Raw genomic sequence first — 26,991 nt, forward strand, 5'->3', positions numbered from 1 at the left:
GCACCGCTTTTCATCTGAATCTATACGAGTCGTAGGCCTTGAGCTATGGGCTATGGGCCGTGAGCAAGCATGCTCGGGCCCGTAGCTTTTTCCTTATCTGCACCTTCCCTAGCATCAAAAGGCCTCGCTTTGAATATTTTCGATCCTGCCATTTTCCCTATTCTGACTGCCGATGGTCTGACCAACGGCGCGGTGTACGCGCTGCTTTCGCTGGCGCTGGTGCTGGTGTTCGCTGTGACCCGCGTGATTTTCGTGCCGCAGGGCGAGTTCGTTATGTTCGGAACGTTGACCCTGGCGAGCCTACAACTGGGCCGCGTTCCCGGCACGCTGACGCTGCTGCTGGTGCTGCTGGCTATTTCTACCGTGCTGAACGTCGTAGAAGCCCTCCGCCGCGGCGATGGACGGGCGGCGGGTCTTGCTGCTGGCTCAGGTGTGGCCCTGGGCGCGGGAGTCTGGGCACTGACCACCACGCTGGCCGCCGCCAAAGCGCCGCTGTTGGTGCAAGTCCTGCTCACCCTCCTGCTGGTGGTTCCGCTGGGGCCGCTGCTCTACCGCGTGGTGTTTCAGCCGCTCCGTAACGCGTCGGTGCTGGTGCTGCTCATTGCGTCTGTGGCGCTGCATCTGGTGTTGGTGGGTCTCGGCTTGGTGTTTTTCGGGCCGGAGGGCAGCCGCACTCCCGCCTTTGCCGAAGGGAATACCGCGCTGGGCGGCGTGACCCTCAGCAACCAAAGCCTGTTGGTGATTCTGGTGTCGGCAGTGCTGATGCTGGCGCTGTATTACTTTTTTGACCGCACGCTGACGGGCAAGGCGCTGCGGGCCACCGCCGTCAACCGCATGGGTGCACGGCTGGTGGGCATTCGGCCTACAGCGGCGGGTTCACTGGCCTTTACGGTGGCGGCACTTATCGGGGCACTCAGCGGCCTGCTCATCGGCCCCAGCATCGCCGTCAGCTACGACACGGGCTTCCTCATCGGCCTGAAGGGGTTCGTGGGAGCAATTATTGGCGGCCTCGTGTCTTATCCGGTGGCGGCGCTGGGCGCACTATTGGTAGGCCTGATCGAGAGTTACGCCAGCTTCAGCCTCAGCCAGTGGAAGGAAGTGATCGTGTTTACCCTGATTTTGCCGGTGCTGTTGTGGCGCAGCCTGAGCAGCAAACACCATGACGAGGAAGACGAATGATTCCGTTTAAGGCGCAGCCGCAAACCGCGCAGAGCGCGTGGGAACGCTTCGAAGTGGGAGCTGTCCGATGACTCCCCGCCTCATCCTGACTCTCGTCGCCGTCCTGATCGCCCTTGCCCTACCCGCCGTGCTGCCTGTGTTTCAGGTCACGCTGCTGACCAACGTGGCTATCGCGGCCCTGACGGTGGTGGGCCTCGTGTTGCTGACGGGCGTGGCGGGCCTGACCAGCTTCGGCCAAGCGGCGTTTATGGGCGTAGGCGCGTACACCACCGCGCTGCTCACCACGGTGTACGGCTGGAATCCGTGGCTGACGCTGCCCGCCGGAATGGTGGTCACGGCAGGTGTGGCGGCGCTGCTGGGGCTGGCAACTTTGCGAATGCAGGGGCACTATTTGCCGCTGGCGACCATTGCTTGGGGCATCAGCCTGTACTACGTGTTCGGTAATTCGCCCGCGCTGGGCGGCTTTACTGGGCTGCGGGGCATTCCGCCCGTCAATGTGTTCGGCCTAGACCTGACCGACCCCCGGCGCTTTGCGTACCTCGCGCTTGTGTTTTTGGCGCTGGGCATCGTGGCCGCGCAATTTTTGCTGTCCAGCCGCGTCGGGCGGGCCATGCGGGCGCTGCGCTCCGGCACAGTTGTGGCCGAGGCGTTCGGGGCCAACACTTTTTCGCTGCGGGTGCAAGTCTTCGTCCTTAGTTCGGTGTTCGCTTCGGCGGCGGGTTGGCTGTACGCGCACCAGCAGCGGTTCGTGAATCCCACTCCGTTTGGCCTGAATGTGGGCATCGAGTACCTGTTTATGGCCGTGCTGGGCGGCGCGGGCTACGTGTGGGGCGGCGTGGCGGGCGCAGTCCTGATTACGGCGCTGCGGGAAGTTCTGCAAAACGTGCTGCCCTCTTTGCTGGGCACAGGCGGCAATTATGAAGTGATCGTGCTGGGCATCATCATTATTCTGGTGCTGCAATTTGCGCGGCGGGGGCTGTGGCCGCTGCTGGAACGCCTTGTGCCCGCCGGAACGCCGCGCCTGCTGGCCCGCGCCCTCACTTTCCCTCACCGCCCCGACCCCACACCGGGCAGCGTCATTCTGAACGTGCAGGACGCCGTGAAACAGTTCGGTGGCCTGAAAGCCGTGTCGGACGTGAGTTTTGACGTGCAGGCAGGTGAAATCGTGGGCCTGATCGGCCCCAACGGAGCAGGCAAAAGCACGATGTTCAACCTGATTACGGGTGTAAATCCAGCCACTCGCGGCAGCGTGAACCTGCTGGGCCGCGACGCCACGCGCCTGCCCGCCCGCACCATTCACCGCCTCGGCGTGGCCCGCACCTTTCAGCATGTGCGCCTGTTTCCAGAACTGAGCCTGCTGGAAAACGCCATGATGGGTGGCTATGCACGCGGAAAAGCTGGAATAGTAGCGAGCCTGCTGCACCTAGAGCGGCGCGAGGAAGCGGCGTTGCAGGGTGTCGCGCTGGCCCAACTGGAGCGCGTAGGGCTGCGTGACCGCGCTTTCGATCAGGCCGGAAACCTCGCGCTAGGGCAGCAACGCCTGCTGGAAATCGCCCGCGCCCTCACCGCCGACCCTGCCTTTTTGCTGCTGGACGAACCCGCTGCGGGCCTGCGTTACGGCGAAAAGGCGGAACTGTCGGCCTTACTCCGGCGACTGCGAGATGAGGGCGTGACTATTTTGATCGTGGAGCACGACATGGATTTGGTGATGAATCTGGTAGACCGGTTGGTAGTCATGAACGGCGGGCAGGAGTTGGCGCAGGGCAACCCGCAGCAGGTGCGCGACAATCCCGCCGTGCGCGAGGCGTATCTGGGCGCGGATGTGGAAGAGGGGGCCGCATGACCGCTGTTTCTCCGTTGCTGGAGGTTCACGATCTGCACGTCAGTTATGGGCGCGTGGAAGCTGTACAGGGCGTGAGCCTCAGCGTGGGCGCGGGCCAAATCGTGAGTGTCATCGGGGCCAATGGCGCGGGCAAAAGCACTTTGCTGGGCGCGATCATGGGGGCGTTGCCGTCGCGTGGCCGGGTGGAGTACGCGGGCCGCACCTTGGCCCATACGCCGCTGGAATCGCGGGTGGCGGCGGGCATGACGCTGGTGCCCGAACGCCGCGAACTGTTTTCCTCCATGACCGTGGAAGACAATCTGCGGCTGGGCGCATACACCCGCAGGCGCGAGGGCGCAGGCGACTTGGGCGGCGTGTTCACCCGTTTTCCACGCTTAGAAGAGCGCCGCAAGCAGTTGGCCGGAACCCTGTCGGGCGGCGAACAGCAGATGCTCGCCATTGGCCGCGCGCTGATGGCCCGCCCCAAACTGCTCCTCCTCGATGAACCCAGCCTCGGCCTCGCCCCCCTGATCGTGCGCGAGATTTTGCGGATCGTGGCCGAACTGCGCGATGCGGGCGTCACGGTGCTGCTGGTGGAACAAAATGCCCGGGCCGCCCTCGCCATCAGCGATTTCGGCTATGTGCTGGAAGGCGGGCAAGTGCGCCTGAGTGGGCCAGCCGCCGACCTCGCCCACGATCCGGCAGTGGTGGCCAGCTACTTGGGGACTGGGAAGTGACCGAGGCGACGAACTGGCAGGCGGCGCTCCAATCCGCCCTGCCAGAGCCTAATTCTGGTGGGCGTGTCAGCCTCGCCCCCGGCGACTTGGCGGGCCATGCCCACGATGAGGGCGTACCGTTCACGTCCCTTCCCGGCGCAGTGGTTTTTGCCCACTCCGAGGCCGATATTCTGGCAACTTTGGCGGTGGCGCGTGAGTTTGGTGTTCCGGTCACGCCTTGGGGCGCGGGCACCAGTTTGGAAGGGGCGGTGTTGCCGTCTCTCGGTGGTATCAGCCTCGATCTGGGCGCACTGGACAGCATTTCTGACTTCGATTCGGTGGGGTTCACGGTGCGGGTGGGGCCGGGGGTGCGGCGGATCGCGCTGAACCGTCGCCTGCGGCCACACGGCCTGTTTTTCCCCGTCGATCCCGGTGCAGACGCCACGTTGGGCGGCATGGCCGCCACCAACGCCAGCGGCACGACGACTGTGCGCTACGGCGGCATGCGTGAAAACGTGATGGCCCTGCGCGTGGCTCTGATGGATGGCCGCGTGCTGAATCTGGGCAGTTTGGCTCGAAAAAGCAGCAGCGGCTACGCGCTCAAGCAGCTTCTGATCGGCTCTGAGGGCACCTTGGGCGTCATTACGTCGCTGACGCTGCGGCTGCATCCGCTTCCGCCCGCTACCGTCAGTGCCCAACTCGCCTTTCCCGATGTGGCCGCCGCCGTGTCTGCCAGTGTCGCCCTCCGGGGCCTGGGCCTGACCCCCGAACGGCTGGAATTTGTAGACGCCGACACGGTGGCCGCCGTGAACCGCCAGCGCGGCCGCCATGACCCAGAGTTGCCGACGCTCTGGGTGGAACTCGCAGGCCGTGACATTGCCGACGCCGAAGCGAGCTTGGCCCTGCTGCGCGAAGTGGCTGCCGATACTGGCGGGCAAGTGGTAGGCGAGGCCCGCACGCCTGAAGCCCAAAGCGACTTGTGGGCGGCACGGCACGGCGTCTATGACGCTCTCCGCGCTGCATGGCCAGGCCACTCCACCCGTATCGGTGATGTCTGCGTCCCGCTGTCGGCTCTCGCCGAAACGGTGGGCTTCATGACTGAAACTCTCTCCCAACACGCCCTTACTGCCCCGTTGGTGGGGCATATCGGAGACGGCAACTTGCATCTGCTGATGCACGCGCCGCCCGAAGATGCCAAAGCTTGGGCACACATAGATCACGCGCTGCACGCTATTGCCCTGCACGCGCTGTCGGTGGGCGGTACCTGCACGGGGGAACACGGCGTGGGCCTCCGCAAACGCGTGTATATGCGTGAAGAACACGGCGAGGCGCTGGACATGATGCGGGACGTGAAGAACCTGTTTGACCCTTTGAATTTGCTGAATCCGGAGAAGGTGGTGGGAGAGTGAGCGGTTTCTTCTATGGTGCAAGGTGAATTCCCAGTCTGCTCCGCAGCCAGCCCCCCTTGAAGGGAAGCAAAAGAGCACTTGTCCTCCCCGCTCAGGGGGGGCGTTGCAAAGCACCGGGAGGTTCACCTTCCAACTCCACCCTCTCTCCACCGAGGTTTTCCATGTTTCAACCCCACCTAGAAGCCCTGCCGCTCCCTGAACTCCGCACTCTGCAACTGTCGCGCCTACAAACGATGGTGGCGCGGCAGTGGGAATACGTGCCCCCCTACCGCGCCAAATTCGGGGCGGCGGGCCTCGTTCCGGACGACCTGAAGACGCTGGACGATCTGACCCGCTTCCCCTTCACTTACAAGGCCGATCTACGCGACAGCTACCCGCTGGGCCTGACCGCCGTGCCCCGCGCCGATCTGCGCCGAATCCACGCCAGTAGCGGCACGACGGGCCGGGCGACCATCGTGGCCTACGATGACAACGACCTCGGCGTGTTTGCCGAAGTGGTGGCCCGCAGCCTCTACGCGGGCGGCGCTCGCCCCGGCATGACGTTCCACAATGCCTACGGCTACGGCCTGTTTACGGGCGGCCTAGGCACGCACGCCGGGGCCGAGCGGCTGGGGCTGTGTACCGTGCCCGTCTCGGGCGGCGGCACCGAGCGGCAAGTGCAACTTATCCTTGACCTTCAGCCTGAAGTGATTGCCTGCACGCCCAGTTACGCCCTCGTGCTGGCCGACGAATTTACTCGCCGGGGCCTTAGGCCAGAACACATTTCCCTGCAGTACGCCGTGCTGGGTGCAGAACCCTGGGCCGAAAAAACGCGGGCCGAAGTGCAAACGCGGCTGGGCGTGCGGGCCACCAACATTTACGGCCTGTCGGAAATTATCGGCCCTGGCGTCAGCAATGAGGACGCCGCCGAGCAGAGTGGAAGTTACCTTTGGGAAGACCATTTTTATCCCGAAATCGTGAATCCCGAAACAGGCGAAGTGCTGCCAGACGGAGAATACGGCGTGCTGGTTCTCAGCAGTATTTCGCGCACCGCCCTGCCTATCTTGCGTTACTGGACGGGCGACATCACGCGCCTGTTGCCTGCCACCAACGCCACAGGCCGCACGATGCGCCGCATGGACTTGATCCGGGGCCGCAGCGATGACCTGATCATCCTGCGCGGCGTGAACGTGTACCCGACCCAACTGGAAGCCGTGCTGCTGGGCATGGGCCAGATCAGCCCGCATTACCACATCACCCTCACGCGCACCGGAACCCGCGACGATCTGCGCCTGCAACTGGAAACCAGCGATCAGGGGGCAGCTCTGCGGGATGAGGTAGCCCGCCTGATCAAAGCGCAAGTGGGCGTGACGGTGGAATGCGTGCTGTGCCCGCCCGGAACGTTGCCCCGTAGCGAAGGCGGCAAGCTGAAGCGCGTGACGGATTTGCGGGGGGAAAGGTAGAAGATTGGGGTGATGGGAGGGCGTCTCAGCAGCTCAGGTCGCGGGAAAAGTTTCCCCTCTAGCCGGTCCCCTCGCCCCTTGCAGGAGAGGGGATATGTGAGCAACGTGCCCGCACTCATCCCACCACTTGACACGTCTCCTCTCTTGCGTCAAGCTTTGAATGAGTATTCATTCAGTTGAATGGAAATTCAAGGAGGTTCGGAATGGTCAAGGATGCTGTGCAAGAAGGGCTAGCGGCCGCGAGGCGCACGCAGATTCTGGAAGCTGCCGCCACCGTCTTCGCCGAGAAAGGTTTTCACCCGGCCACAATTCGGGATGTGGCGCGGGCAGCGGGCGTGGCTGACGGCACCATTTACAACTATTTTGAAAATAAACCGGCGCTGCTGCTGGGCCTGTTTGAATCTATGAGCACTCGGGCGCAGCAAAATATCGATCCAGCCAGCTTTACCGGCCTACGTCAGCGCGACTTCATCGCCGCTTACCTTGCCCACCCTCTGCGGGCGCTGGGGGCTGACAACTTCGAATGGTTCCGGGTCATCGTGTCCGAAATGATGGTCAACCCCGAGTTGCGCGGGCGCTTTTCGGCGCAGGTGTTGGGGCCGATGCTGGTGGGCGGCGAGGCGGCATTTGAGCGTTGGGCGGGACACAATGGAGATTCTGCGCCGCGCCTGAAGCTGCGGGTGCGCCTGATGTCCAGCTTGATCTTGGGCCTACTCCTGCAACGGGTGTTGGGCGACGAAACATTGGAAGCACACTGGGCCGAATTGCCGGGAATGCTGGCCGATCTGCTGATGGAAGGTTTCAGACCGGAACACGGGCAAGACCAGACGCGGGAGCAGGCATGACTCCCGCCGATCTGCTCACCGTGCCGCTGGATTCCCTGACGAGTCTGAACATCACTGACCCGGCATTCAAGGCCGACCCTTTTCCGTTTTACGCCCGTCTGCGCGAAGAAGCGCCTGTGTTTCCGGTCACGCTGAAGCTGCGCGGCCAGCAGCGGGCTTGGCTGATCACACGCTACGAAGACGTGCTGGCTGTACTGAAAGATGACAAGCGGTTCGTAAAAGACAAACAAAATGCTATGTCGCCCGAACAGCTAAAGCGTGCGCCCAAGCTGCCGCCGATGTTCGGAGCGCTGCAACGCAACCTGCTGAGCCTGGACGGAGCCGACCATGACCGCCTGAAAGTGTTGGTGCATCAGGCGTTTACGCCGCGCCGGGTGGAAGGGATGCGTGACCTCACCCAAGCCGTGACCGACGCCGCACTCGGCCGGGCCGAGCGTGTGGGCCACATGGATTTGGTGGCCGATTTCGCCCTACCCGTGCCCCTGACCATCATTGGCCGAATTTTGGGCGTACCGGAGCAAGACAACGCCACGTTCAACCGGGGCATGACAGCGTTCGTCGCCATCGGGGGCAGCCCCAATCCGCTGCTGATTCCGCCGCTGCTGTCCTTTGTGGGCTATCTCCGCAAGCTGATTAAAACGCGGCGGGCGCGGCCTGGTGACGACCTGATTTCGGCGCTGGTGCAGGCTCAAGACAGCCACGATCACCTCACCGACGATGAGATTTTGGCGATGGTGTTTTTGCTGCTCAGTGCCGGACACGAAACCACCGTGAACCTGATCGGCAGCGGCGTGCTTGAATTGCTGCGCCGCCCAGACCAACTGGCCCGTCTGCGCGATGATCCCGGTTTGATCAAATCTGGCGTAGAAGAACTGGTGCGGTACGTCGTACCCGCCGAAACCGCCACTGAACGTTACGCCGCACAGGACATGATCCTTGCAGGAACGCGCATTCCAAAGGGTGAACTGGTGCTGGCCGTCATCGCTTCGGCCAACCGCGACCCAGCCGTATTTCAGAACCCCGACACTTTGGATGTGGGCCGTCAGAACAACAAGCACCTGTCATTTGGTCAGGGCATGCATTACTGCTTGGGTGCGCCCTTGTCGCGCTTAGAGGCCCAGATTGCCATAGGAACCCTGCTGAGGCGTGCGCCGAATCTGCGCTTATCTGCGCCGCCGAGTGGCTTGCAGTGGCGCAAAAGCTTCATTGTCCGCGGTCTACAGGCGCTCCCCGTGATGCTGTAACCCCTGACCTTGCCCACGCAGTCCTACTCTCCTTACCCTGCCGGTTGCGTGCCCGCCTTCACCAATTGCCGCCCCGTTTCCGGCAGGCTGGCTGTGACTTCTCCGTGCGGCGATACGGCCAGCACGCGGCGTTCGGCCAAGGTCCACAGCGCCCGGTGAACGGGCATTTCGGCTTCGGCCTTGCCGCTGGGGGCCAATCGGTCTAGCAGTTGCGTGTAGCGCAGGGCTTCCGGCGTGTTGCCGCCTGCCCAAGCGGTGGTCTGGGCCACCAACATTAAGATTTGACGTTGTACCGGGTTTTCTGCCGTGTCCAGCAGGGTTTGGCGGGCGCGGAGGCGGGCAGCTTCGGCTTCGCGTTCTTGCCTCCGGCGGGCCAGCAGGCCGGCTACGTCGTCAGGCACCACATTGCCCCGGCGCTCAAAAATCAGTTGCTCTAGGCGCGAGTCGGCCCGTTCCTTCACCGACGCTCTGGCTTCCCGCACGCGCCCCAGCACGCCCTCTGCCGCCCCCTGCACGCGGCCATCTTGCCGCACCACGTCGGCTACCCGCCGCGCCGCGCCGCGCACGCCGCCTGCTCCCGGTGCAGGGGTTTCAGGCGTCCGGGTGGCCGATTCCACCAGTCCGGTCAGACGAATCAGGGTTCGCAGCTTCATAGGTGTAGTGTGCCCTAACCGGGGGGCGGGCAAGGTGAGGCGAGGGGGAAACCCATTTTGCGGTTTCCCCCTCACTGCCTACGCCTGTGCTGCGCTGACGCTGCTTTATCCTCCCGCGTGGACCACCGGGCGGCGTTTTCGTTCGGGTTCGGCCTGCCGTAAAATCTCGTGCGTCAGGGGCGGAATGTCGCCTTCTCCAGCAATCAGAAAGCGCAGGGCGTTGCGGATAGGACTGTCTTCATCCCACTCGAAGTACACATGGGGCGGTACACCCGTTTCGTCGCGCACGAACAAGAGGAACGCGGCAATAGCGTTGGGCACGCTACTGGCGCCTTTCAGGCGCAAGATTTGGTACGGCCCGACATGGTGACCCGTGACTTGCAGATCATCGCTAAAGGAGCTGGCATCCCGAATCTGCACTTCCAAAAAGGTGGCGGTGTCGCGTCCCGGCAGGTGGGTATCGGCCCGCACTTCCAGTTCCTTCTCGCGGTATTCGTCAGTGTCTCCGGCGTCTAACGCGTTGGCGATCAGGCGCAGCGGGCGGCCTTTGGTGCTGCCCATGATCAGGTGGGCGGTGTCGTCAACGGTAATAGAATTGACCCGAAGTTCAGTGCTGCGGCTGACCCGGCTGGCCACGCTGAACACCAGAATGGCCCCAATAAACATCAGGGCGATATATAGACCTTCTGGGCGGCTGATGACGGTCACGGCGCTGGTGTAGATGAACAACACGCTCACCAGCGCAAACGCGGCGGCAGGCCAGCGGTGCTTGCGCCGGAGTTCGGTGAGGAAGACCGCAATGGCCGCCGAGGTCATCAGTGCCAGCACACCTGTGGCGTACGCGCCCGCCTGCGCGTCTACGTTGGCCTTAAACAAGATGGTGACGAGGGCGCTGGTCAGGGTAAAGACCACTGCTAGCGGACGGGTGGCGCGTGCCCAATCGGGGGCCATGCCGTAGCGGGGCAAGTAGCGCGGCACGATGTTCAGCAGGCCCGCCATCGCGCTGGCCCCAGCAAACCACAAGATCAGAATGGTAGAAACGTCGTAGAGGGTGCCGAAGCCTTCACCCAACCGCTTGTGGGCCAGGTACGCCAGCGCCCGTCCGTTGGCTTCTCCGGCGGGCTTGACCACCGTGACCTGTTCGGTACCGGAGGCGGCGGTGGGCCTGACGGTGACGGTCATGGGCACCACGCCGCCCGCCGTTTGTGCATCCACACGGTAGGTGCCGGTCTTTCCGGCCACCAGAGGCAAGGAATGCACTTCGTTGGGCTGCGCGGGGTCGTCCAGCGGCATGTTGAAGACGGCGCGGCCAGCGTTCAGGTCGGCGGCATTGACGTTGCGCGTCACCGTGATGGCGGGCCAAAACTGGGCGCGGGGAATCAGGAAGGTCGTCACCAGCGCCGATCCGATCAGCATCACACTCATGATCAGGGCGGCGGTGGTGAGTAAGGTTTGGGTGTTGCGGATGCGGCCCGCAGGCTTGGCCTCGGTGTCGCCCGCTGCGCCGCGTACCAGCGGCATCACCACCACGCCTGTCTCAAATCCGCTGAGGCCCAGCGCCAGGCGAGGAAACACCAACAGGGCCGCGCCGATCAGGGCCAGCGGCGAGAGGTAGGTCGTGGTCAGCGCTTGCCACCAATCCCCGATTACTTGCGGCGCGGCCACCACGTCCAGCAGGCCGCGCCCGATCACCACCGCGCTCAGGCCAATGTACAAAATGACGATGCCCACCGCGATCCCGATGGCTTCCTTGAATCCTTTCAGGAACACCGCGCCCAGCAGGGCAATCAGGGTCAGCGTGATGGGCACTTGCTTGCCTTCCAGCGCCTCTTTCAACAACGGGTTCTCGATCAGGTGGGCCGCGCCGTCTGCCGCCGACAGCGTGATGGTAATGACGAAGCCGGTGGCGACAAAGCCGATCAGGGCCAGCACCAGCAGTTTGCTGGGCCAGTACGCCAGCAGTCGCTCTAGCATAGAAATACTGCCGTCGCCGTGCGGACTTTCGGCAGCCACTCGGCGGTACATGGGCAAAGCGCCGAAGAGCGTGACCAAGACCAACACCAGCGTCGCAACCGGACTTAGCGCCCCGGCGGCCAGCGCCGCGATGCCCGGTTGGTAGCCCAGCGTCGAAAAGTAATCCACACCCGTCAGGCACATCACTTTCCACCACGGATGCGTATGCTCCTGGGACTTGACGGCTCCTTCTTCCTCGTAAAAGCCTTCTTTTTCGGGCTGTCCAGTATCTAAAAACCAGCGCAAAAACGGGCTGGTGGGCGTTCGGGCGTTGCGAAGTGGGGGGGGCGAGGCAGAATCCGGCACGCCCATCAGCTTAGTGGCCAACTGGCTAGGTTGCATTGGCCAACTGGCCAGATAATCCCCATCGTTTTGCCTCTTTCGGTTCTGCCGAAGCAGCGGCACTAGGCCAACCCTGATCGGAATAGCCCGCTTGCCCGCCTTAATACTTGGGCCAAACAGTGGGAAAGCCCACCACAACGGCATTCTTTAGCCTCGCTCAAGAAAACGGCCCGAAACCGAAAAAGAGCGTGCTGCACGTCGTTTTATTTTTGCGGATTTCTCTAAGGGCGTGTCAGTGGGCTTTCCCCACCCTACCCCCCCCTTCACAGCGCACAGTTCATATGTCATGCTGCTCACCATGACGAAAAAGTCGACGAAGGCCCCCGCCAAGAAACCCGCTGCCGCCGCTCCCAAAGCTGCGAAGGCCCCCGCCAAGGCTGCTGCCGTAGCCGCCCCCGCTGAAAGCAACAAGGTCGCCAAGACCCAACTCGTCGAGCAGATCGCCGACAAGACCGGCCTGACCAAGAAGCAGAGCGAAGAAGCCGTCAGCGCCATGCTCGACGTCATCGTGACCGCGGTCAAGAGCGGCAAGAGTGTCGGCCTGCCCGGTCTGGGCACCTTGAGCGTCAAGGCCACCGCCGCCCGTACCGGCGTGCGCCCCGGCACCAGCGAGAAAATCCAGATTCCCGCCGGCAAGAAAGTGGCCTTCAAGGTCGCCAGCACCTTGAAGGGCAACCTCTAAGACTTTTAGAGCTGTTGGCCGGGCCGCTCCCAAGTGGGGGTGGCCCGGTTTTTTGGTGGGTGGGCAGGGGCGGTCTAAAGGACTAGGGCCTGAAGTGCTGGGGCGCAGGCGCTACGAAATCGCTACCTCTACTTTGCACGTCTATGCTCAGTTCAATTTCCCGCCAGCAACGTATTCCCCACCGCCCGCCGTAAGCGCTGAATATCAAAGCCGGAATGCCGCGTGGGGTGAACGCGGTTGGTGAGCAGCGCCCATGCCACGCCGCGCACCGGGTCTACCCACAGCCCCGTGCCCGTAAATCCGGTATGGCCAAAAGATTGTGGGCTGCACAGGCTTCCGCCGCTCCAGCCGGGTTGGGCCTGCACGAAGGCGAGGGTTCGGCCCTCGGCGTGGGGGCGCACCGCCGCCGCTTGCCCAGCAGGGGAGAGCCAGCCGCCACGCAACAAAGCTTCGGCCTGCGCCAGTACGCCCGCCAGCGTACCGAACAGCCCCGCCTGGCCCGACACTCCACCCAATGCGGCAGCGTTTTCGTCGTGTGTTTCGCCGCGCAGCACCCGCTCCCGCCACAGGCAGTGTTCAGCCGCTACGCTGCGGGCTGGGTCAGGGGCAAAGGTCAGACCGTCGTCCAGCGCAAAGTCCCGCAGAGGTTGCCCATACACCCGCTCCAGCACGCGTCCCAGCAGCATGTACCCTAAATCCGAATAGACGACTTGTCCTGCTTCAGCCACTTGCCAAGGCTCCTGCAATAAGCGGGCGCGGATGGTGGTGGCGGCGCCCCACGTGTACAGCGGTGACCATGCAGGCAAGCCTGCCGTGTGGGTCAGCAGTTGCCTCAGCGTGCGCTCTTTCAGCGGGGTGGTCTGCATCCACGCGAGGTCAGGTAGGTGGGCCGAGAGGGGGTCATCCAGATCAAGTCGGCCCGCTTCTACCGCCCGCAAGACTGCCCTCGCCGTAAACAGCGGTTTGGTTAGGCTTGCCAAATCCCACCAGAAATCGGGGTGCAGCGGCACGGCTTCCGGCACAAGTTGCGCGTGCCCCAGAGTCAATACGTCCCGCTTGCCGTCCATCCAGACCACGCCCAGCGCGGCTCCCGGTATTCCGCCCCCACTCACAGCTTGCTGCAACAGGGCGCGACTAACGTCAGGAATCAAGAGTCCACCTCACCTGTTTCGCCCAGTGCCGTCCGGGCATGGCCTCCCGCCGCTGCCAAGCGTGCTTCGGCTTCCGCCGCCGTCACCTTTAGCCGCAGCATAACTAAAGCTGTCTTGACACTGCCTCCAGCGTTGTCCAGCACAGCTTTCGCGGTGGTTTCGTCTGTACCTGTGGCGTGGCGCACCAACCGCACGGCTCGGTCTTCCAGCTTGGCGTTCGTGGATTTCACGTCTACCATCAGATTGCCGTACACCTTGCCCAGCCGCACCATTAGGGCGCTCGACAGCGTGTTCAACGCGATTTTTTGGGCGGTTCCGGCTTTCAGGCGGGTGCTGCCGCTGATCACTTCGGGGCCAGTGTCCAACACAATGGGGCAGTGGGCGGCGCGCAGCAGTGGTGTACCGGGATTGTTCGCCAACGCAATCGTCAGCGCCCCCGCTTCTCTTGCCGCCCGCACCGCGCCGAGGGCATACGGCGTAGTTCCGCTGGCGGCCACCGCAATCAACACGTCCAGCGGGCCAATCTGTACCGCCCGCACGTCGCTTGCTCCGCCTTCCTCATCGTCTTCCGCGCCCTCTACCGCCTGCCGAATAGCCCGCTCGCCGCCCGCGATCAGGGGCACGGCCCGCTCTGGCGGCCAAGAGAAGGTGGGCGTCAGTTCGGTGGCGTCCAGCACGCCCAAGCGCCCGCTGGTGCCTGCGCCTGCATACACCAAGCGCCCGCCTGCCTCTAGGCGGCTCAGTGCGGCTTCTACGGCCCGCGCCAACGCTGGGGCGGCGGCCTGCACCGCATTCAGCGCGTCTTGCTGATCTAGCACCAGCACCCGCACCAGCGCGGCAGCGTCCAGCAGATCAAGGTCGGCGTGGTCAGGATGCACCCGCTCGGTACGGCGCGGGTCTTGGTCAGTCGGATCGGTGCCGTTCTGTTCGGTCAACTGCGCTGGCTCAAACGTCATTTGGTCTGTTCCTCCATGTTCCACGTTCTACGCTGCACGCTCTATCCCCCACGTTCAGACTCCCCTTCTTGGCCGCCCTGCAACTCCATCACAAAGTCGTATCGGTCGCCCCGGTAGTGGGCGCGGGCGTGTTCTATCGGTCGTCCTGCCGCCGTCCAAGACACGCGCTCGGTGGCGATCAGGGCCGCGCCGGGGGCGATGTCCAGCAGCGCGGCCAGTTCGGCATCTGCGTTGACGGCCCGCAAATGCCGAATGGCCCGGTGGGGGCGCAGGCCACGCGCCGCGAGTAGGGCGTACAAACTGGCGTCTGTCACGGCGTCCAGCGTCAGGTCTCCGGCGAGGGCGGCGGGCAAGGTGCTGTCTTCTACCGCCAAAGGTTCGCCGCTGGCTGTTCGCAATCGGCGCAAGCGGATCACGCCCTCTGTGGGTGAAAGCGCCAGCGTCATAGCTTCTTGCGGTGTGGGATACCCACGCTCGAACCGCAGCACCCGTGCCCCCGGAATGAGGCCCCTAGAGCGGATATCGTCGCTGAATCCGGTCAGAAGTCCAAGTGGGCGCGAAGCAAGTCCAGAGGCTGCGTGCTGGCCTGAATCCTCTGGCAAGTCGGTTTGCTGGGTTGGACTCACCTCTGCCGAACTGACAAACGTACCGCTGCCGTGCCGCCGCACCAACAAGCCGCGCTCGGCCAGCACCGCCAACGCCTGCCGCACCGTGACCCGCGAAACGCCGAGTGTGTGGGCCAACTCCCGTTCTGCGGGCAGGGCGCTGCCCCGGCGGATGGCCCCGGCCCCGATGCCCTGCTCTAGCCCCTGCGCCACCTGCACGTACACGGGCGTAGCACTGGCCGCGTCCAGCGGAATCACCCAAGGCAGCACAGCGGTCATAGCTTAGACCATACCACTTCCGCACCTCTACGCAACCACTGGGCCAAAACTTGTCAGGGGCTTGCAAGTGGATAGCAAGTGGTATTAGTCTAGAGGGGCTTAATTCCACAATTCCTGCACGCTGCTTGCCCAACCCCTGTTTTGGAGGCTGTCTATGTTCAAACGTTCCGTGACCGCGCTGGCCCTGATTACGCTCTCCCTCGCCGGGTCTGCCCTCGCTGCGCCCAAAAAAGTAACTGGGTACGGCTCTCTAGGTATCGTCGATGGCAAAGCGGGCGGCACCTACACCCTCGCCCTCGGTGACAGCCCCCAAAGCCTGAATTACTACGGCGTCATCGACAGTAACCTCGGCTTGGTGGCCCAGCAGATGTTCGACGGTCTGATGGAATTCAACCTGTCTACGTACAAGCTCGAACCCGCTTTGGCCGAAAGCGTGGCTGTCAGTAGCGACGGTAAAACCTACACCTTCAAACTTCGTAAAGATGTGAAATGGAGCGACGGGCAAGCCTTCAACGCCGACGACGTGATGTACACCTACGAAAACCTGATCATGAATCCCGAAGCGCGGGCGGGCGATCCGGGTAACTTCAAACTGGACGGCAAGCCCGTAGAAATGAAGAAGGTGGACGCCTACACGGTGCAGTTCGTCTTGCCCCGCGCCGCCCCTGCGTTCCTGCTTCAGCAGCGGTATTTCATTATGCCGCAGCATAAATTTGGCAATGCCAAAGGCGCAGCCGTGAACAACGTGTGGCCCAGCAACACCGCCCCAGCCGACATTGTGGGCACCGGGCCATTTAAGCTTGCTAGCTACACGGCAGGCCAAAAAGTGGCCCTGACCAAAAACGCCAACTACTGGAAAGTAGACGCCAACGGCACCAAGCTGCCCTACCTGAACGCCGTGGAATACCTGATTATTCGTGATCCACAGGCGCAAGTGGCCCAGTTCTTGGCGGGCAACGTGGATCAACTGAACATTACGGGCGCACAGTTCCCCGACCTGAAGCAAAAAGAAGTGTCGGGCGCGGCCTTTAAGGTCTTCCGTTCTACCGCCCTGTTCGGCAGCCCGCCCTTCGTGGCCTACAACTTTGATGCCAAAGACGCGACTCTCGCCAAACTGTTCAGCGACGTGCGCTTCCGCCGCGCCATGCAGGGCGCACTGAACCGCGAGCGCATCATCGATACGGTGTACAACGGCCTCGCCAGCCTGCCCGGTCACGGCGTGGCCCCGGTCAACAAAGATTGGTACGCCAACACCAAGCCGCAACTCGGCAACTTCAATATCGCGGCAGTGGGCACGGCCCTGAACGCTCTCGGCATCCGCGACACCAATGGCGACGGCATCCGCAACCTCTCCGGCGGCAAAAATCTAGAATTCGACTTGACCTACGGCACCGATTCCAGCGTGTACCCGGCCATTGCCGCCATTATCCAAAGCGACTTTGCCAAGGCGGGCGTGAAGGTGAACCTCAAGGGCATTTTGTCCAGCAAACTCCTGTCTACAGGGCAAAGCGGCGACTGGGAAATGATCCTGCACGCCTTTGGCGATCAGCCCGACCCCGAACTCCGCAAACCCATCTGGCAACCCGGCGGGGCGCTGTACTACTGGCACCGTACCTTGCAGCCCGCTGTCGACGGCGGAACCCCCAATCTGGCGAAAATGGCTGCGTGGGAAAAAGAAATCTACGCCATCTTCAACGACGCAGCCACCACCACCAGCCGCTCCACCCGCAAGGCGTTGTACACCCGCTGGCAGCTTATTTTCGCCCAAAATCTGCCCGTCACGCCACTGGCTAAGCCCGAAAACATCGGCGCGGTCAGCAACAAATACGGCAACTACATCTACAACCTCGGCGTCATTCCGGGCTACAACCCCGTCCCACTTATTTTTCAGAAGTAAGGCCGACAGTCAGGCTAGCTGCTAGAGGTCAATTCGGGGCGCGTGGCGTGTGAAAGGGCAGAACAGCGCCCGTCCCGCGCACGCGCCCCGTTTTGACTCCCAAAGGAGTTTCAGATGTCTCTCCACGCCCCACAACCCACACTCCACCGCCCGCAATGCTGACCTACACGCTGCGCCGCTTGCTGGGCATGATTCCCACCATCCTGATCATCAGCGTGGTGTGCTTTGCCGTCATCAAGCTGCAACCCGGCAATTTTACCGATCAGTACCTAGAAGACCCCCGGTTTACCCGCGCTACCGCCGACGCGATTCGGCGGCAACTCGGCCTCGATCAGCCCGCCGCCGTGCAGTATTTGCGCTGGCTGTGGGGCGTGGTGTCCCGCTTCGACTTCGGCTATTCCTTCTTTCAAAACCGCCCTGTGACCAGCGTCATCGGAGAACTGTTGGGCTGGACAGTGCTCATTTCGGGCCTCACGCTGCTGGTCAGTTGGTTGGTGGCTGTGCCGCTCGGCATTTACACGGCCTTCAACCGTAACGGCCTCGGCGCACAAATCGCCAATTTCTTCGGGTACATCGGGCTGGCCGTGCCCGACTTTCTGGCGTCGCTGTTGTTGGTGGCCTTCGTTCTGAGCTTGGGCGGCACCAACGTGGGCGGCATCCTCAGTTCCAAATACATAGACGCGCCTTGGTCTTGGCCCAAAGTGCTGGACTTGCTGAATCACCTGTGGATTCCGGTCATTGCCATTGGACTGGAGGGTGTGGCGGGTCTGATGCGCCAAATGCGGGCCTCGATGCTGGATGTGCTGACGCAGGATTACGTGCGGACGGCCAAAGCCAAAGGCCTGACGCAGCAAAAAGTGATCTGGCGGCACGCCGTCCGTAACGCCATCAACCCTATGATCAGCCTCGCTGGACTCAGTTTGCCCGCCCTCATCAGCGGTACCATCGTCGCCTCCATCGTGCTGAACCTGCCCACCATCGGGCCGATGCTGTACACCAGCCTGCTGAACAAAGACCAATACATGGCCCTGACCCTGCTGATGATGAGCGCTGTGTTGCTGCTGCTGGGCAATTTGCTGTCGGATTTGTTGCTGGCGTGGTCTGATCCACGGGTGAGGTACTCATGACCGGTGTGTGGAACGTGGATTATGCGCCGTGGGGAGCGGGGCTGTGACGGCTGTTTCTGCTCCTGCTGGTGTGGCCCGCGTGCCTTCGCCGCTGGCGTTGGCTTGGCGGCGCTACCGGAAATCCCGGCTGGGCGTGGTGGGCGGCTGGATGCTGCTGATTCTCTATCTGGTGACGCTGTTTTCGCCCTTCCTCGCGCCGTATTCGGTCACCACCCAACACGAAGCCTTCAGTTATCAGGCTCCGCAAGCCGTGCATATGGTGCACAAGGGCAAGCTGTCGCGGCCTTTCGTATACGGCGTCAAGCAGGGCCGCGATCCCGTTACCTTTGCCCGCACCAATGTCATAGACCGCGAAAACCCCGTGTACATCAGCCTATTCGTGCGCGGCGAGCCTTACCGGATGCTGGGCATTCCGGCCACCGTTCACCTGTTCGGCGTACCTGAAGGCCAGTTCTTCTTCCCGCTCGGCACCGATCTGTTGGGCCGCGATTTGCTGTCGCGCATGCTGGTCGGCGGCCAAGTCAGCCTCACAGTAGGCGTGCTGGGCGTAGTGATTTCCTTCGGCATCGGCATCGTCATGGGCGGCCTCAGCGGGTATTACGGGGGCCGCACCGACGACATCATTCAGCGGGTCGTAGAAGTACTGCTCAGCTTTCCGCGCTTGCCGATTCTGCTCGCCATCAGCGTTCTCGTTCCGGCGCGTTGGCCGTCTACGTGGGTGTACGCGGGTATCGTGGCGGTGTTGGCGATGATCGGCTGGGCGAGTGTGGCGCGGGTGGTGCGCGGGCAAGTGCTGGCGGCGCGGCAACTGGAGTATGTGGCGGCGGCTCAGGCGCTCGGCGTGCGCGATCTGCGCGTCATCCTGCGCCACGTCATTCCCAATCTCAGTTCCTTCCTGATCGTGTCGGCCACCCTCGCTCTGCCGGGCTACATCATCGGAGAAAGCACGCTGTCGTTTCTCGGCGTAGGCATCAAGGAACCCATGACCAGTTGGGGCTTGCTCCTCAAGGAAGCCAACAACTTCGAGACGCTGGCAGGCCGTCCGTGGCTGCTGGCTCCGGGCCTGCTCATTTTCCTGTCGGTGCTGGCCTTCAACTTTTTCGGTGATGCCCTGCGGGATGCGGCGGATACCCAAAGCCGCTAGCAACTTGGTTTTGCCTTACACTACCCCCAAATGCCTCTATCTTCAGCCCTATTCCCGGTAATTTTTTGACCCGCTCGCCCTTGCTGTTGGGCCTCGATGCGGGCGGCAGCGGTACCAAATGGGTGCTGGTGCGCGGCGGCGTCACGGTGGCTTCAGGAATGACGCCGCCGCTGACCGCCGCGCTGCTGGCCACAGAGGTGGGCGCGGCGAATTTGGCTGCATTGGCCGCCGCCCTGCCCGGCCACCCTGACGCTCTGCACGCCGGAATGCCGGGCCTGAGTACCAACTCTGCCCGCGCCGCAGAAGTCAAAGTGTTGCTGGCTACAGCACTCAATATGTCTCCCGAACGGGTGGGTGTAGAAGGCGATCTGGACTTGGCCTACCGCGCCCATTTGCGCCCCGGTGCCGGTATTTTGGTTTATGCAGGCACGGGCAGCATCGCCTACCATGTCGCAGAAAACGGTGCGGTGGTGCGGGCAGGTGGGCGCGGCTTCTTGTTAGGAGATGAAGGCGGCGGCTTCAGCATAGGCCGGGCGGCCCTACGCCTCCTCACCGACGCGCTGGATTCGGGCCGGGTGCCCGATACCGTCTTGGCACGGGAGCTTGCAGCCATCACCGGGGGCTTGGATTGGCACAGCCTGCGGGCGTTTGCCTACGCTGCTCCCGGCGCGTCTGCCATTGCCCGTCTGGCCCCCGCCGTAGGCCGCGCCGCCGATGGGGGCGATGCCGATGCTTTGGCGATTCTGGACGCTTCGGCGGCAGCGTTGGCCGAGTTGGCGCGGCGGGTTCGGGCACGGGTGGGGACGTTGCCCGTTACCGTCACAGGCGGCGCACTGCGCGTCAGCCCCTTGTTTTCTGCGCTGCTGACCCGTGCTTTGCCCGGTGCGGTGGTACAGCAGCGCAACCACGCCGAAGCAGCGGCCAGAACAGCGGCGGTGTTGGCAGGGGAGTGAACGAGAAAGAGTCTGCCTTGAGGATAAGCAAGGACAAAGCTCAGGCCGATGCAGTGGCCTGAGCTTTGCTGTTGAGAATTAAACGTGTCTATCTTATGCGGCGCTCTGGTCACGCACCCGCTGACGCGCCAATGCCAGTTGCCCGTGCTTGGGCGCAAACAGGAAGGCGGCAGCAAAAAACAGGCTCTGCATCAGCACGATGCACGCGCCAGTGGCACCATCCAAAAAGTAGCTGAAATAGGTTCCCAAAAGGCTAGACAGCACGCCGCAGCCCACCGCGATCCAGATCATGCGGTTAAATTTGTCGGTCAGCAGGTAGGCGGTGGCACCGGGCGTAATGAGCATGGCGACCACCAAAATGACGCCCACTGTTTGCAGCGCCGTCACGATGGTCAGGGCCAAAATCGTGAGCAGCGCGTAGTGCAAAAACGTGGTATTCAGGCCGATGGAGCGGGCATGCGTGGGGTCGAATACGAACAGCATCAGGTCTTTTCGCAGCACCATGATGGAAATGAGCGCAATGACGCCCACGATGATGGTCTGAATCACATCGGTATCCCGGATGCCCAGCACGTCGCCAAACAGGATATGGCTGAGGTGCACGTCGCTGGGCACTTTGGAGAGCAGGAGCAATCCCAGCGCAAACAGTCCGGTAAAGACGACGCCGATCACGGTGTCTTCCTTGACTCGGGAACGCGATTGAATAAACCCGATGGCCGTAACGCTGCCCAGCCCGAACACGAACGCACCCACGATGAAGGGGACGCCCACGAGGTAAGCCAGCACCACGCCCGGCAGTACGGCGTGAGACACAGCGTCGCCCATCAGTGACCAGCCTTTGAGGGTCACGAAGCACGACAGCACGGCACAGACAGCTCCCACCAGTGCACTGATCCCCAGCGCCCGCAGCATAAAATCGTATTGCAGCGGGGCCAGTAAAGTTGTTAGAACTTCCATCAGTTGGCCCCAGTGTTTGTTGGACTAGGGTTGGGTGATTTGGGTTGGCTTCCGGTCACTACCACAGACCCGTTTGGGGTCAGCATGGGCAGGCCGCCAAACACCCGGCCCAGATTTTCGGGCGTAAAGACTTCCCGCGTGGGGCCACTGGCAAGCACGGTGCGGCCCGCCAGCAGCGCCACTGTGTCACACAGGGCTTCGATGCTGCCTAAATCGTGCGTACTGATCAGCACGGTGTGGCCTTCATCCCGCAGGTCGCGCAGCAGGCCCATGATGGTGTCGCTGGTGCTGGCATCCACACCACCAAAAGGCTCATCCAGCAGCAGCAATTTGCCTTCTTGGGCCAGGGCGCGGGCCAAGAAAGCGCGTTTGCGTTGCCCGCCCGACAGTTCTCCGATTTGGCGTCCCCGGAAGTCGATCATGCCCACGCGGTTCAGGCTGTGGGTCACGACATCGCGGTCGTGGCGAGACGGGCGGCGCAGGCGGCCCATATGCCCGTAGCGGCCCATCATCACCACGTCTTCGACACTCACCGGAAAAGTCCAGTCCACTTCTTCGCTTTGCGGCACATATGCGATGAGGCCGCCGCGCTGCGCCATGTGCACCGGCTGCCCATGTACCAGCACTTGCCCCTGACGCGTAGGCAAAAACCCCATGATGGTCTTGAACAAGGTGCTTTTGCCTGCGCCGTTCAGTCCGATCAGTCCGCAAATGGTGCCTGCATTCAGGTGCAGGGTCACGTCGCGTAGGGCCACTTGTCCGCCCGAATAGGCCACACTCACGCCTTCTACGCTGAGGCTGGGAATGGGCTGAGTCGTGCCCGTTCCGGCGGTATTAGACAAGACGGAAGCGGTCATTTGTTCCCCTTTAAGCCACGTAAGATCGTGTCTACATCGTGTTGCAGCAGTTTCAGGTACGTCGGCACCGGGCCGCGTGCATCGCTGAGTGAATCTACATACAGCAGGCCGCCAAACTTGGTGTCTGCCTCCCGCGCCACCTGCTCCATCGCGCCGGGCGATACGGTGCTTTCACAGAACACGGTGGGCACTTTCAGTTTGCGAACCGTGTCTATGACGCCCTGCACTTGCCGGGGCGTGCCCTGACTTTCGGCGTTCACGGGCCACAGGTACGCTTCGCGGAGGCCGTAATCGCGGGTCAAGTAGCTAAAGGCTCCCTCACAGGTCACGAGGGTTCGCGTGCCAGTCGGCAACGTCGCCAGTTGAGTTTTGAGGGTCTTGTCCAGCACCGCGAGTTTGGCGCTGTACGCCTTGGCATTGGCGTTAAAGGTCGCTGCGTTCTTGGGATCGAGCTTGACCAACGCGGCCCGAATGTTTTCCACGTAGATCAGGCCGTTTTTGGGTGACATCCAAGCGTGCGGGTTGGGTTTGCCCCGGTAGGCGTCGCCCGCAATATTCACCGGTGTGATGTTCTGGGTCAGCGTGATTCGCGGCACGCCCTTCAGGTTGCGCTGAAACCGCTCGAACCACAATTCGAGATTCAGGCCATTGTCAAAAATCAGGTCGGCTTTGGTGGCCCGCACAAGGTCGCTGGGCGTCGGCTGATACCCATGAATTTCTGCGCCGGGCTTGGTAATAGACACCACGTTGACCTTATCGCCCGCCACGTTTTTGACCATATCGGCAAGGATCGTAAATGTTGTCAGTACCGTTTTTTTGCCGCTAGAAGTGTTTTGGGCTGATGCTGAAGCCACAAGCAGGGTCAAACCTAGTAGTGCAAAAGATCGAGACTTTGGGGCGGCCAACCGAATGTCTCTGGACGAAGAACTCATAATTTAGGTTGCCCTAAAATATTTCTTTTGTCAAGCTCGAAAGCTTCATTCTTTGGCGGTAAAAGAGCCGTTCGTGGGCCAACTTCCGAACTTGGCAGCCAACAAAAAGCGCCGCTGTGAGGCCGACGCTTTCAAGTTGAGTTGGCTCTCTAGAACCTACCTACTCAGGTCAACATTTTAATGTTGATTGCTCAGTTGATATTGCCGTAACCGCTTTTGCGCCATACCGACGACCCATGCCCGCGCAGGCAAGCCCGTAGATTCCCAGCAGTGACACCAGTGCTGAACCTCGTCCAGCATGGCAAATACGGCGGCTTCCCGGTCTGCTACGCCTGCCCGGTCTGCCAAGGCAAACAACACGGGTAAGAAGGGCCGCACACACTGACCCAATTCGTCTGCTGTCGGCAGCGAGGCTCCGCCCATGCGTGAACCTGCCAACGTCCGCAGTAAGGCGGCGTCTGAGTCGGCAGAAATCATCACATTGGAAGTCACTTGTACAGCGTGCCTGAAAGGGTCAAAGTGCAACTGTATCTCTCACCTCACATTCAGAGTTCATGATCCTAGGGAGTTCCCTCACAATTGAGGTTGGGGTGAGAAGTTGCCGCTGTATGGGGCACCCTTGAATATATTCTGATAAAGGAATATATTAGGCGCATGGCCCGCTCGCCCACCACTTCGGATGTGTTTAATGCCGTAGCCGAGGCGCAGCGCCGCCAAATCCTGACCGTGCTGGCAGCAGGGGAGCTGTCGGTCAATGCCCTTGCCACCACTCTGAATTTGCGTCAGCCTGCCGTTTCCAAGCATTTGGCCGTGCTGAAGGAAGTGGAGTTGGTGCAGGTGCGGGGCGTGGGTCAGCAGCGGCTGTATTCGCTGAATGCGGCGGCCTTGAAGCCCATTTACGACTGGGCGGCCACGTTCCAAACCCTCTGGACTGGGCGGCTTGACCGTCTGGAAGAACATCTGGCCGACCTCTTGGCCCAGCAGAAAGGAGATACCCCATGACCACCGAAACCGCCCACCCAGAACTGACGCTGACCCGTGTGTTCAATGCCCCCCGCGAACTGGTCTTTCAGGCATGGACAGACCCCGATCATCTGGCCCGCTGGTGGGGATCGCCCGGTGTGCCCCTACGCGTGGTCAGCGCCGATATTCGCCCCGGCGGACGCTTTTTGTATCAGCAAACCACGCCCGACGGCAACGTGATGCAGGCGCTGCTGATCTTCCGTGAATTGGAACCTCCGTCCCGCATCGTCTTTGTCAGTGCTTTTGCCGATGCAGAGGGCCAGATTGCCCGAGCACCTTTCTCGGAGCATTGGCCCCTTCAAATCATGACCACGCTGACCCTGACCGAAGAAAACGGCCAGACTCACCTGACCTTGCAGGGCGCACCACTGGACGCCACGCCCGAAGAACAGGCCATGTTTGACGGCTTCCGGGCCAACATGGAGCAAGGATTCGCAGGCAGCTTTGCTCAACTGGAGGCGCATTTGGCGGCGGTGGCAGCGGGCTGAATAAGTTTAACTTTGAGTCGCGAACTCTGAGCCATGAATAACACAATAGAACAGCCGGAAGCACCCGCCCCGGCTGTTTAATCGGTTCCCACAGACTCCTAATCGCCCCTAGCCACCAACGTCAAAATGCTGTAGGTCGCCACCAGCACGTCATTGTGGTTGGTCACGTCCACATGCCACTTCACCACACCTGTCGGCGTTTCACCTTCCCGCGCTTCCTTGGCAGTCTTGCTCTGCACCGTTAGGCGGGCGCGGATGGTGTCGCCAAAGCCCACTGGCTCGGTAAAACGCAGATTCTCTAGACCGTAATTTGCCAGCACTGGCCCCACGCCGGGGTCTACAAACAAACCCGCCGCCGCACTCAGTACAAAGTAGCCGTGCGCCACCCGTTTTCCGAAGAGGCTGTCTTGGGCAGCAATTTCGTCGGTGTGGGCATAAAAACGGTCTCCCGATAAGCCCGCGAAGGCGCTCACATCGGCCTCGGTGACGGTGCGGCGGGGGGTCAGCAGGCTGTCTCCGACTTGCAACTGTTCAAAATTTTTGCGGAAGGGATGCACCGTGTCTTCCCGCACCGCTGCGCCGCGTACGTACTCGCCCGTGATGGCAGTCATGGTGGTGGGATCGGCTTGCAGGGCCGTGCGCTGGAGGTAGTGCTTGACGGCCCGCAGCCCGCCTAGTTCCTCGCCGCCGCCTGCCCGTCCGGGGCCACCGTGCTTGAGCTGAGGCAGCGGCGAACCGTGCCCGGTGCTTTCCTTCGCGTCATCGCGGTTGAGCACCAGAATGCGCCCGTGTGCCGACGCCATACCAAAAAACAGCTCGCGGGCTTCATCCCGGTCATGCGTCACGATGCTGCCCGCCAAACTGCCGCGCCCCATGCGGGCAAGTTCGGCGGCCATGTCGCTTCCGGTATAGGGCATGAGCGTCGCCACCGGGCCAAACGCTTCCAGTTCGTGCGCGGCGTGGGCGTTGAGGGGATCGTGGGCCAGCAGCAAGGCCGGGGCCATGAATGCGCCCGCTACCCAGTCGCCGCCCAACAGTTCGGGCTGCACTTGACCGCCAATCAGCAGTTCAGCTTCAGCACTCAGCCGCGCCAGCACACCCACCACGTCGTCTCGCTGCGAGGCTCCCACCAGTGGCCCCATCCGCACCTCTTCGCGGGAAGGGTCACCCATCGTAATTCCGCTGAGGCGCTCGCGGATCGCCGCTGTCACATCTTCCACGCGGTTTTCGGGCACGATCACGCGGCGAATGGCAGTGCATTTCTGGCCCGCCTTGGAGGTCATTTCATGTACCACTTCGCGCACGAACAGGCCAAATTCCGGTGCGTCGGGCGTGACCGTTTCGCCCAGCACAATGCAGTTCAGGCTATCGGCTTCGGTATTAAAAGGCACGCCGCGCCGCACGATGTTCGGATGCACTTTCAGTTTGCTGGCAGTGGCTGCAGATCCGGTGAAAGTCACGGTGTCCTGTTCTTCCAGATGGTCAAAAATATCGCCCGTAGAGCCGCAAATCAGTTGCAGTGCGCCTTCCGGCAACAGCCCCGATTCGTGGATGGCCCGCACCACCGCTTCGGTTACATACGACGTTTGCGAGGCGGGTTTGACGATGGCTGGCACGCCCGCGATCAGGTTGGGCGCAATCTTTTCCAGCATGCCCCACACCGGAAAGTTGAACGCGTTGATATGCAGGGCCACGCCTTCGCGCGGCACCATCACATGACGGCCAAAAAACGTGCCGCCCTTGCCCAGCGGGTTCACGTCGTCCTCTACAAAAAACTTCTGGTCGGGCAAATCGCGCCGCGCCATGCTGGAATAGCTGAACAGCGTGCCGATGCCGCCATCGATGTCGACTAAATTATCGCGGCGGGTGGCCCCGGTCAGGTGAGACAGGGCGTTGAATTCGGCCTTGCGCTCATTCAGGTACACGGCTAATGCCCGCAGCATCCGCGCCCGCTCATGGAAGGTCGTGCGGCGAAGATTGCGCCCGCCCACCGTGCGTCCGTAGTGCAAGGCCGCGCCGAAATCTACGCCCTCAGACGAGACGTAGGCCACAGGCTGCCCATACGAAGCGTCGCGAATTTCCTGCCCGCCGCTCGCTGCGTGCCACTGCCCGGAGACGAAAGAGGCGACCTGGATAGGGCGGATTTGGGTGGAGGATTGTGTCATGGAGTGTCCTTTGGGTGATTGGTCTTTAAGTCAATGACCCGCGACTAAAGTCGTGGGCTTGTGTCTGAACTCCACCGCAGCTCTGAGTACCGTTGCAGGCGCTCAGCTTT

General features: G+C 62.2%; 24 protein-coding genes. 14 read left to right on the plus strand and 10 right to left on the minus strand.

Translation table 11 applies throughout. From position 1 onward, the window contains the following. Positions 1–129 precede the first annotated feature (129 nt). The 7 genes from E7T06_RS02005 to E7T06_RS02035 all read left to right on the plus strand — a co-directional run bounded on the left by E7T06_RS02005 (position 130) and on the right by E7T06_RS02035 (position 8,657). Complete coding sequence (locus tag E7T06_RS02005) at positions 130–1,179, plus strand: branched-chain amino acid ABC transporter permease (RefSeq protein WP_136364181.1); 1,050 nt, start codon at positions 130–132, stop codon at positions 1,177–1,179. Between the two features lie 67 nt (positions 1,180–1,246). Further along, a complete protein-coding gene (locus E7T06_RS02010; protein WP_136364182.1) occupies positions 1,247–3,022 on the plus strand; it encodes a branched-chain amino acid ABC transporter ATP-binding protein/permease in 1,776 nt (591 codons plus the stop codon). After that, positions 3,019–3,738: an ABC transporter ATP-binding protein gene (locus tag E7T06_RS02015; RefSeq protein ID WP_136364183.1), complete on the plus strand. Its 720-nt coding sequence runs from the start codon at positions 3,019–3,021 to the stop codon at positions 3,736–3,738. Before E7T06_RS02010 ends, E7T06_RS02015 begins: the two co-directional genes overlap by 4 nt. Continuing rightward, on the plus strand, positions 3,735–5,126 hold the full coding sequence (locus E7T06_RS02020; protein WP_136364184.1) for an FAD-linked oxidase C-terminal domain-containing protein: 1,392 nt from the start codon (positions 3,735–3,737) through the stop codon (positions 5,124–5,126). Before E7T06_RS02015 ends, E7T06_RS02020 begins: the two co-directional genes overlap by 4 nt. Before the next feature lie 161 nt (positions 5,127–5,287). Then, entirely contained in the window at positions 5,288–6,568 is a 1,281-nt protein-coding gene (locus tag E7T06_RS02025) for an AMP-binding protein (protein ID WP_136364185.1), read from the plus strand. 203 nt (positions 6,569–6,771) lie between these two features. After that, positions 6,772–7,413, plus strand: coding sequence for a TetR/AcrR family transcriptional regulator (locus tag E7T06_RS02030; protein ID WP_136364186.1), 642 nt, complete (start codon positions 6,772–6,774; stop codon positions 7,411–7,413). Then, positions 7,410–8,657 carry a cytochrome P450 gene (locus E7T06_RS02035; RefSeq protein ID WP_136364187.1) on the plus strand — a complete coding sequence of 416 codons (1,248 nt, stop codon included), beginning with the start codon at positions 7,410–7,412 and terminating at the stop codon, positions 8,655–8,657. Before E7T06_RS02030 ends, E7T06_RS02035 begins: the two co-directional genes overlap by 4 nt. 32 nt (positions 8,658–8,689) lie before the next feature. Here E7T06_RS02035 and E7T06_RS02040 read toward each other — a convergent pair whose 3' ends face one another. Together E7T06_RS02040 and E7T06_RS02045 are read right to left on the minus strand one after the other, a co-directional pair. Then, positions 8,690–9,310: a hypothetical protein gene (locus tag E7T06_RS02040; protein ID WP_136364188.1), complete on the minus strand. Its 621-nt coding sequence runs from the start codon at positions 9,308–9,310 to the stop codon at positions 8,690–8,692. Positions 9,311–9,415: 105 nt separating this feature from the next. Continuing rightward, complete coding sequence (locus E7T06_RS02045) at positions 9,416–11,635, minus strand: APC family permease (RefSeq protein WP_168733326.1); 2,220 nt, start codon at positions 11,633–11,635, stop codon at positions 9,416–9,418. 316 nt (positions 11,636–11,951) lie between these two features. Between E7T06_RS02045 and E7T06_RS02050 the strand changes: the two genes are divergently transcribed. Beyond that, positions 11,952–12,347: an HU family DNA-binding protein gene (locus E7T06_RS02050; protein WP_019008439.1), complete on the plus strand. Its 396-nt coding sequence runs from the start codon at positions 11,952–11,954 to the stop codon at positions 12,345–12,347. Between the two features lie 152 nt (positions 12,348–12,499). Here E7T06_RS02050 and E7T06_RS02055 read toward each other — a convergent pair whose 3' ends face one another. Genes E7T06_RS02055 through E7T06_RS02065 form a run of 3 tightly spaced genes read right to left on the minus strand, consistent with a single transcriptional unit; the run spans position 12,500 to position 15,338 of the window. Further along, entirely contained in the window at positions 12,500–13,498 is a 999-nt protein-coding gene (locus E7T06_RS02055) for a serine hydrolase domain-containing protein (protein WP_136364190.1), read from the minus strand. Further along, positions 13,495–14,454 (minus strand): N-acetylmuramic acid 6-phosphate etherase, encoded by a 960-nt coding sequence (murQ, locus tag E7T06_RS02060; RefSeq protein WP_136364191.1) that lies wholly within the window; start codon positions 14,452–14,454, stop codon positions 13,495–13,497. Before murQ ends, E7T06_RS02055 begins: the two co-directional genes overlap by 4 nt. Positions 14,455–14,495: 41 nt before the next feature. Beyond that, positions 14,496–15,338 (minus strand): GntR family transcriptional regulator, encoded by an 843-nt coding sequence (locus E7T06_RS02065; protein ID WP_168733320.1) that lies wholly within the window; start codon positions 15,336–15,338, stop codon positions 14,496–14,498. A 154-nt stretch (positions 15,339–15,492) separates the two neighbouring features. Between E7T06_RS02065 and E7T06_RS02070 the strand changes: the two genes are divergently transcribed. The 4 genes from E7T06_RS02070 to E7T06_RS02085 all read left to right on the plus strand — a co-directional run bounded on the left by E7T06_RS02070 (position 15,493) and on the right by E7T06_RS02085 (position 20,459). After that, the gene (locus tag E7T06_RS02070) at positions 15,493–17,235 is read left to right on the plus strand and encodes an ABC transporter substrate-binding protein (RefSeq protein ID WP_136364192.1); all 1,743 of its coding nucleotides are present in this window, start codon (positions 15,493–15,495) and stop codon (positions 17,233–17,235) included. A 155-nt stretch (positions 17,236–17,390) separates the two neighbouring features. Beyond that, positions 17,391–18,362 carry an ABC transporter permease gene (locus tag E7T06_RS02075; RefSeq protein WP_136364193.1) on the plus strand — a complete coding sequence of 324 codons (972 nt, stop codon included), beginning with the start codon at positions 17,391–17,393 and terminating at the stop codon, positions 18,360–18,362. Between the two features lie 43 nt (positions 18,363–18,405). Next, entirely contained in the window at positions 18,406–19,506 is a 1,101-nt protein-coding gene (locus tag E7T06_RS02080) for an ABC transporter permease (RefSeq protein WP_136364194.1), read from the plus strand. Between the two features lie 65 nt (positions 19,507–19,571). Further along, entirely contained in the window at positions 19,572–20,459 is an 888-nt protein-coding gene (locus E7T06_RS02085; RefSeq protein ID WP_136364195.1) for a BadF/BadG/BcrA/BcrD ATPase family protein, read from the plus strand. A 93-nt stretch (positions 20,460–20,552) separates the two neighbouring features. Here the strand turns inward: E7T06_RS02085 and E7T06_RS02090 are convergent, their stop codons facing one another. The 4 genes from E7T06_RS02090 to E7T06_RS02105 all read right to left on the minus strand — a co-directional run bounded on the left by E7T06_RS02090 (position 20,553) and on the right by E7T06_RS02105 (position 23,697). Beyond that, positions 20,553–21,416, minus strand: coding sequence for a metal ABC transporter permease (locus E7T06_RS02090; protein WP_136364196.1), 864 nt, complete (start codon positions 21,414–21,416; stop codon positions 20,553–20,555). Next, positions 21,416–22,273, minus strand: a complete 858-nt coding sequence (locus E7T06_RS02095) for a metal ABC transporter ATP-binding protein (protein ID WP_136364197.1) — start codon at positions 22,271–22,273, stop codon at positions 21,416–21,418. Before E7T06_RS02095 ends, E7T06_RS02090 begins: the two co-directional genes overlap by 1 nt. Continuing rightward, positions 22,270–23,139, minus strand: a complete 870-nt coding sequence (locus E7T06_RS02100) for a metal ABC transporter substrate-binding protein (protein WP_276605542.1) — start codon at positions 23,137–23,139, stop codon at positions 22,270–22,272. Before E7T06_RS02100 ends, E7T06_RS02095 begins: the two co-directional genes overlap by 4 nt. 243 nt (positions 23,140–23,382) lie before the next feature. Continuing rightward, positions 23,383–23,697: a hypothetical protein gene (locus tag E7T06_RS02105; RefSeq protein ID WP_136364199.1), complete on the minus strand. Its 315-nt coding sequence runs from the start codon at positions 23,695–23,697 to the stop codon at positions 23,383–23,385. A 162-nt stretch (positions 23,698–23,859) separates the two neighbouring features. On the opposite strand from E7T06_RS02105, the gene E7T06_RS02110 reads away from it, so the two are divergent. Together E7T06_RS02110 and E7T06_RS02115 are read left to right on the plus strand one after the other, a co-directional pair. Further along, complete coding sequence (locus E7T06_RS02110) at positions 23,860–24,207, plus strand: metalloregulator ArsR/SmtB family transcription factor (RefSeq protein ID WP_136364200.1); 348 nt, start codon at positions 23,860–23,862, stop codon at positions 24,205–24,207. Further along, complete coding sequence (locus E7T06_RS02115; RefSeq protein WP_136364201.1) at positions 24,204–24,716, plus strand: SRPBCC domain-containing protein; 513 nt, start codon at positions 24,204–24,206, stop codon at positions 24,714–24,716. The genes E7T06_RS02110 and E7T06_RS02115 overlap by 4 nt, the downstream gene beginning before the upstream one ends. A gap of 98 nt (positions 24,717–24,814) precedes the next feature. On the opposite strand, the gene paaZ is transcribed toward E7T06_RS02115, so the two are convergent. Continuing rightward, entirely contained in the window at positions 24,815–26,881 is a 2,067-nt protein-coding gene (gene paaZ / locus E7T06_RS02120) for a phenylacetic acid degradation bifunctional protein PaaZ (RefSeq protein WP_136364202.1), read from the minus strand. Positions 26,882–26,991 lie beyond the last annotated feature (110 nt).

Source organism: Deinococcus sp. Arct2-2 (assembly GCF_004801315.1).
Lineage (GTDB): Bacteria > Deinococcota > Deinococci > Deinococcales > Deinococcaceae > Deinococcus.

Excerpts from the sequence above, each read along its gene's own strand:
- E7T06_RS02095 (WP_136364197.1), bottom strand. The coding sequence starts at position 22,273 with ATGACCGCTTCCGTCTTGTCTAATACCGCCGGAACGGGCACGACTCAG.
- E7T06_RS02050 (WP_019008439.1), top strand. The coding sequence starts at position 11,952 with ATGCTGCTCACCATGACGAAAAAGTCGACGAAGGCCCCCGCCAAGAAA.
- murQ (WP_136364191.1), bottom strand. The coding sequence starts at position 14,454 with ATGACGTTTGAGCCAGCGCAGTTGACCGAACAGAACGGCACCGATCCG.
- E7T06_RS02075 (WP_136364193.1), top strand. The coding sequence starts at position 17,391 with ATGCTGACCTACACGCTGCGCCGCTTGCTGGGCATGATTCCCACCATC.
- E7T06_RS02030 (WP_136364186.1), top strand. The coding sequence starts at position 6,772 with ATGGTCAAGGATGCTGTGCAAGAAGGGCTAGCGGCCGCGAGGCGCACG.
- E7T06_RS02110 (WP_136364200.1), top strand. The coding sequence starts at position 23,860 with ATGGCCCGCTCGCCCACCACTTCGGATGTGTTTAATGCCGTAGCCGAG.
- paaZ (WP_136364202.1), bottom strand. The coding sequence starts at position 26,881 with ATGACACAATCCTCCACCCAAATCCGCCCTATCCAGGTCGCCTCTTTC.
- E7T06_RS02065 (WP_168733320.1), bottom strand. The coding sequence starts at position 15,338 with ATGACCGCTGTGCTGCCTTGGGTGATTCCGCTGGACGCGGCCAGTGCT.
- E7T06_RS02045 (WP_168733326.1), bottom strand. The coding sequence starts at position 11,635 with ATGGGCGTGCCGGATTCTGCCTCGCCCCCCCCACTTCGCAACGCCCGA.
- E7T06_RS02010 (WP_136364182.1), top strand. The coding sequence starts at position 1,247 with ATGACTCCCCGCCTCATCCTGACTCTCGTCGCCGTCCTGATCGCCCTT.
- E7T06_RS02025 (WP_136364185.1), top strand. The coding sequence starts at position 5,288 with ATGTTTCAACCCCACCTAGAAGCCCTGCCGCTCCCTGAACTCCGCACT.
- E7T06_RS02070 (WP_136364192.1), top strand. The coding sequence starts at position 15,493 with ATGTTCAAACGTTCCGTGACCGCGCTGGCCCTGATTACGCTCTCCCTC.
- E7T06_RS02115 (WP_136364201.1), top strand. The coding sequence starts at position 24,204 with ATGACCACCGAAACCGCCCACCCAGAACTGACGCTGACCCGTGTGTTC.
- E7T06_RS02040 (WP_136364188.1), bottom strand. The coding sequence starts at position 9,310 with ATGAAGCTGCGAACCCTGATTCGTCTGACCGGACTGGTGGAATCGGCC.
- E7T06_RS02035 (WP_136364187.1), top strand. The coding sequence starts at position 7,410 with ATGACTCCCGCCGATCTGCTCACCGTGCCGCTGGATTCCCTGACGAGT.
- E7T06_RS02090 (WP_136364196.1), bottom strand. The coding sequence starts at position 21,416 with ATGGAAGTTCTAACAACTTTACTGGCCCCGCTGCAATACGATTTTATG.
- E7T06_RS02015 (WP_136364183.1), top strand. The coding sequence starts at position 3,019 with ATGACCGCTGTTTCTCCGTTGCTGGAGGTTCACGATCTGCACGTCAGT.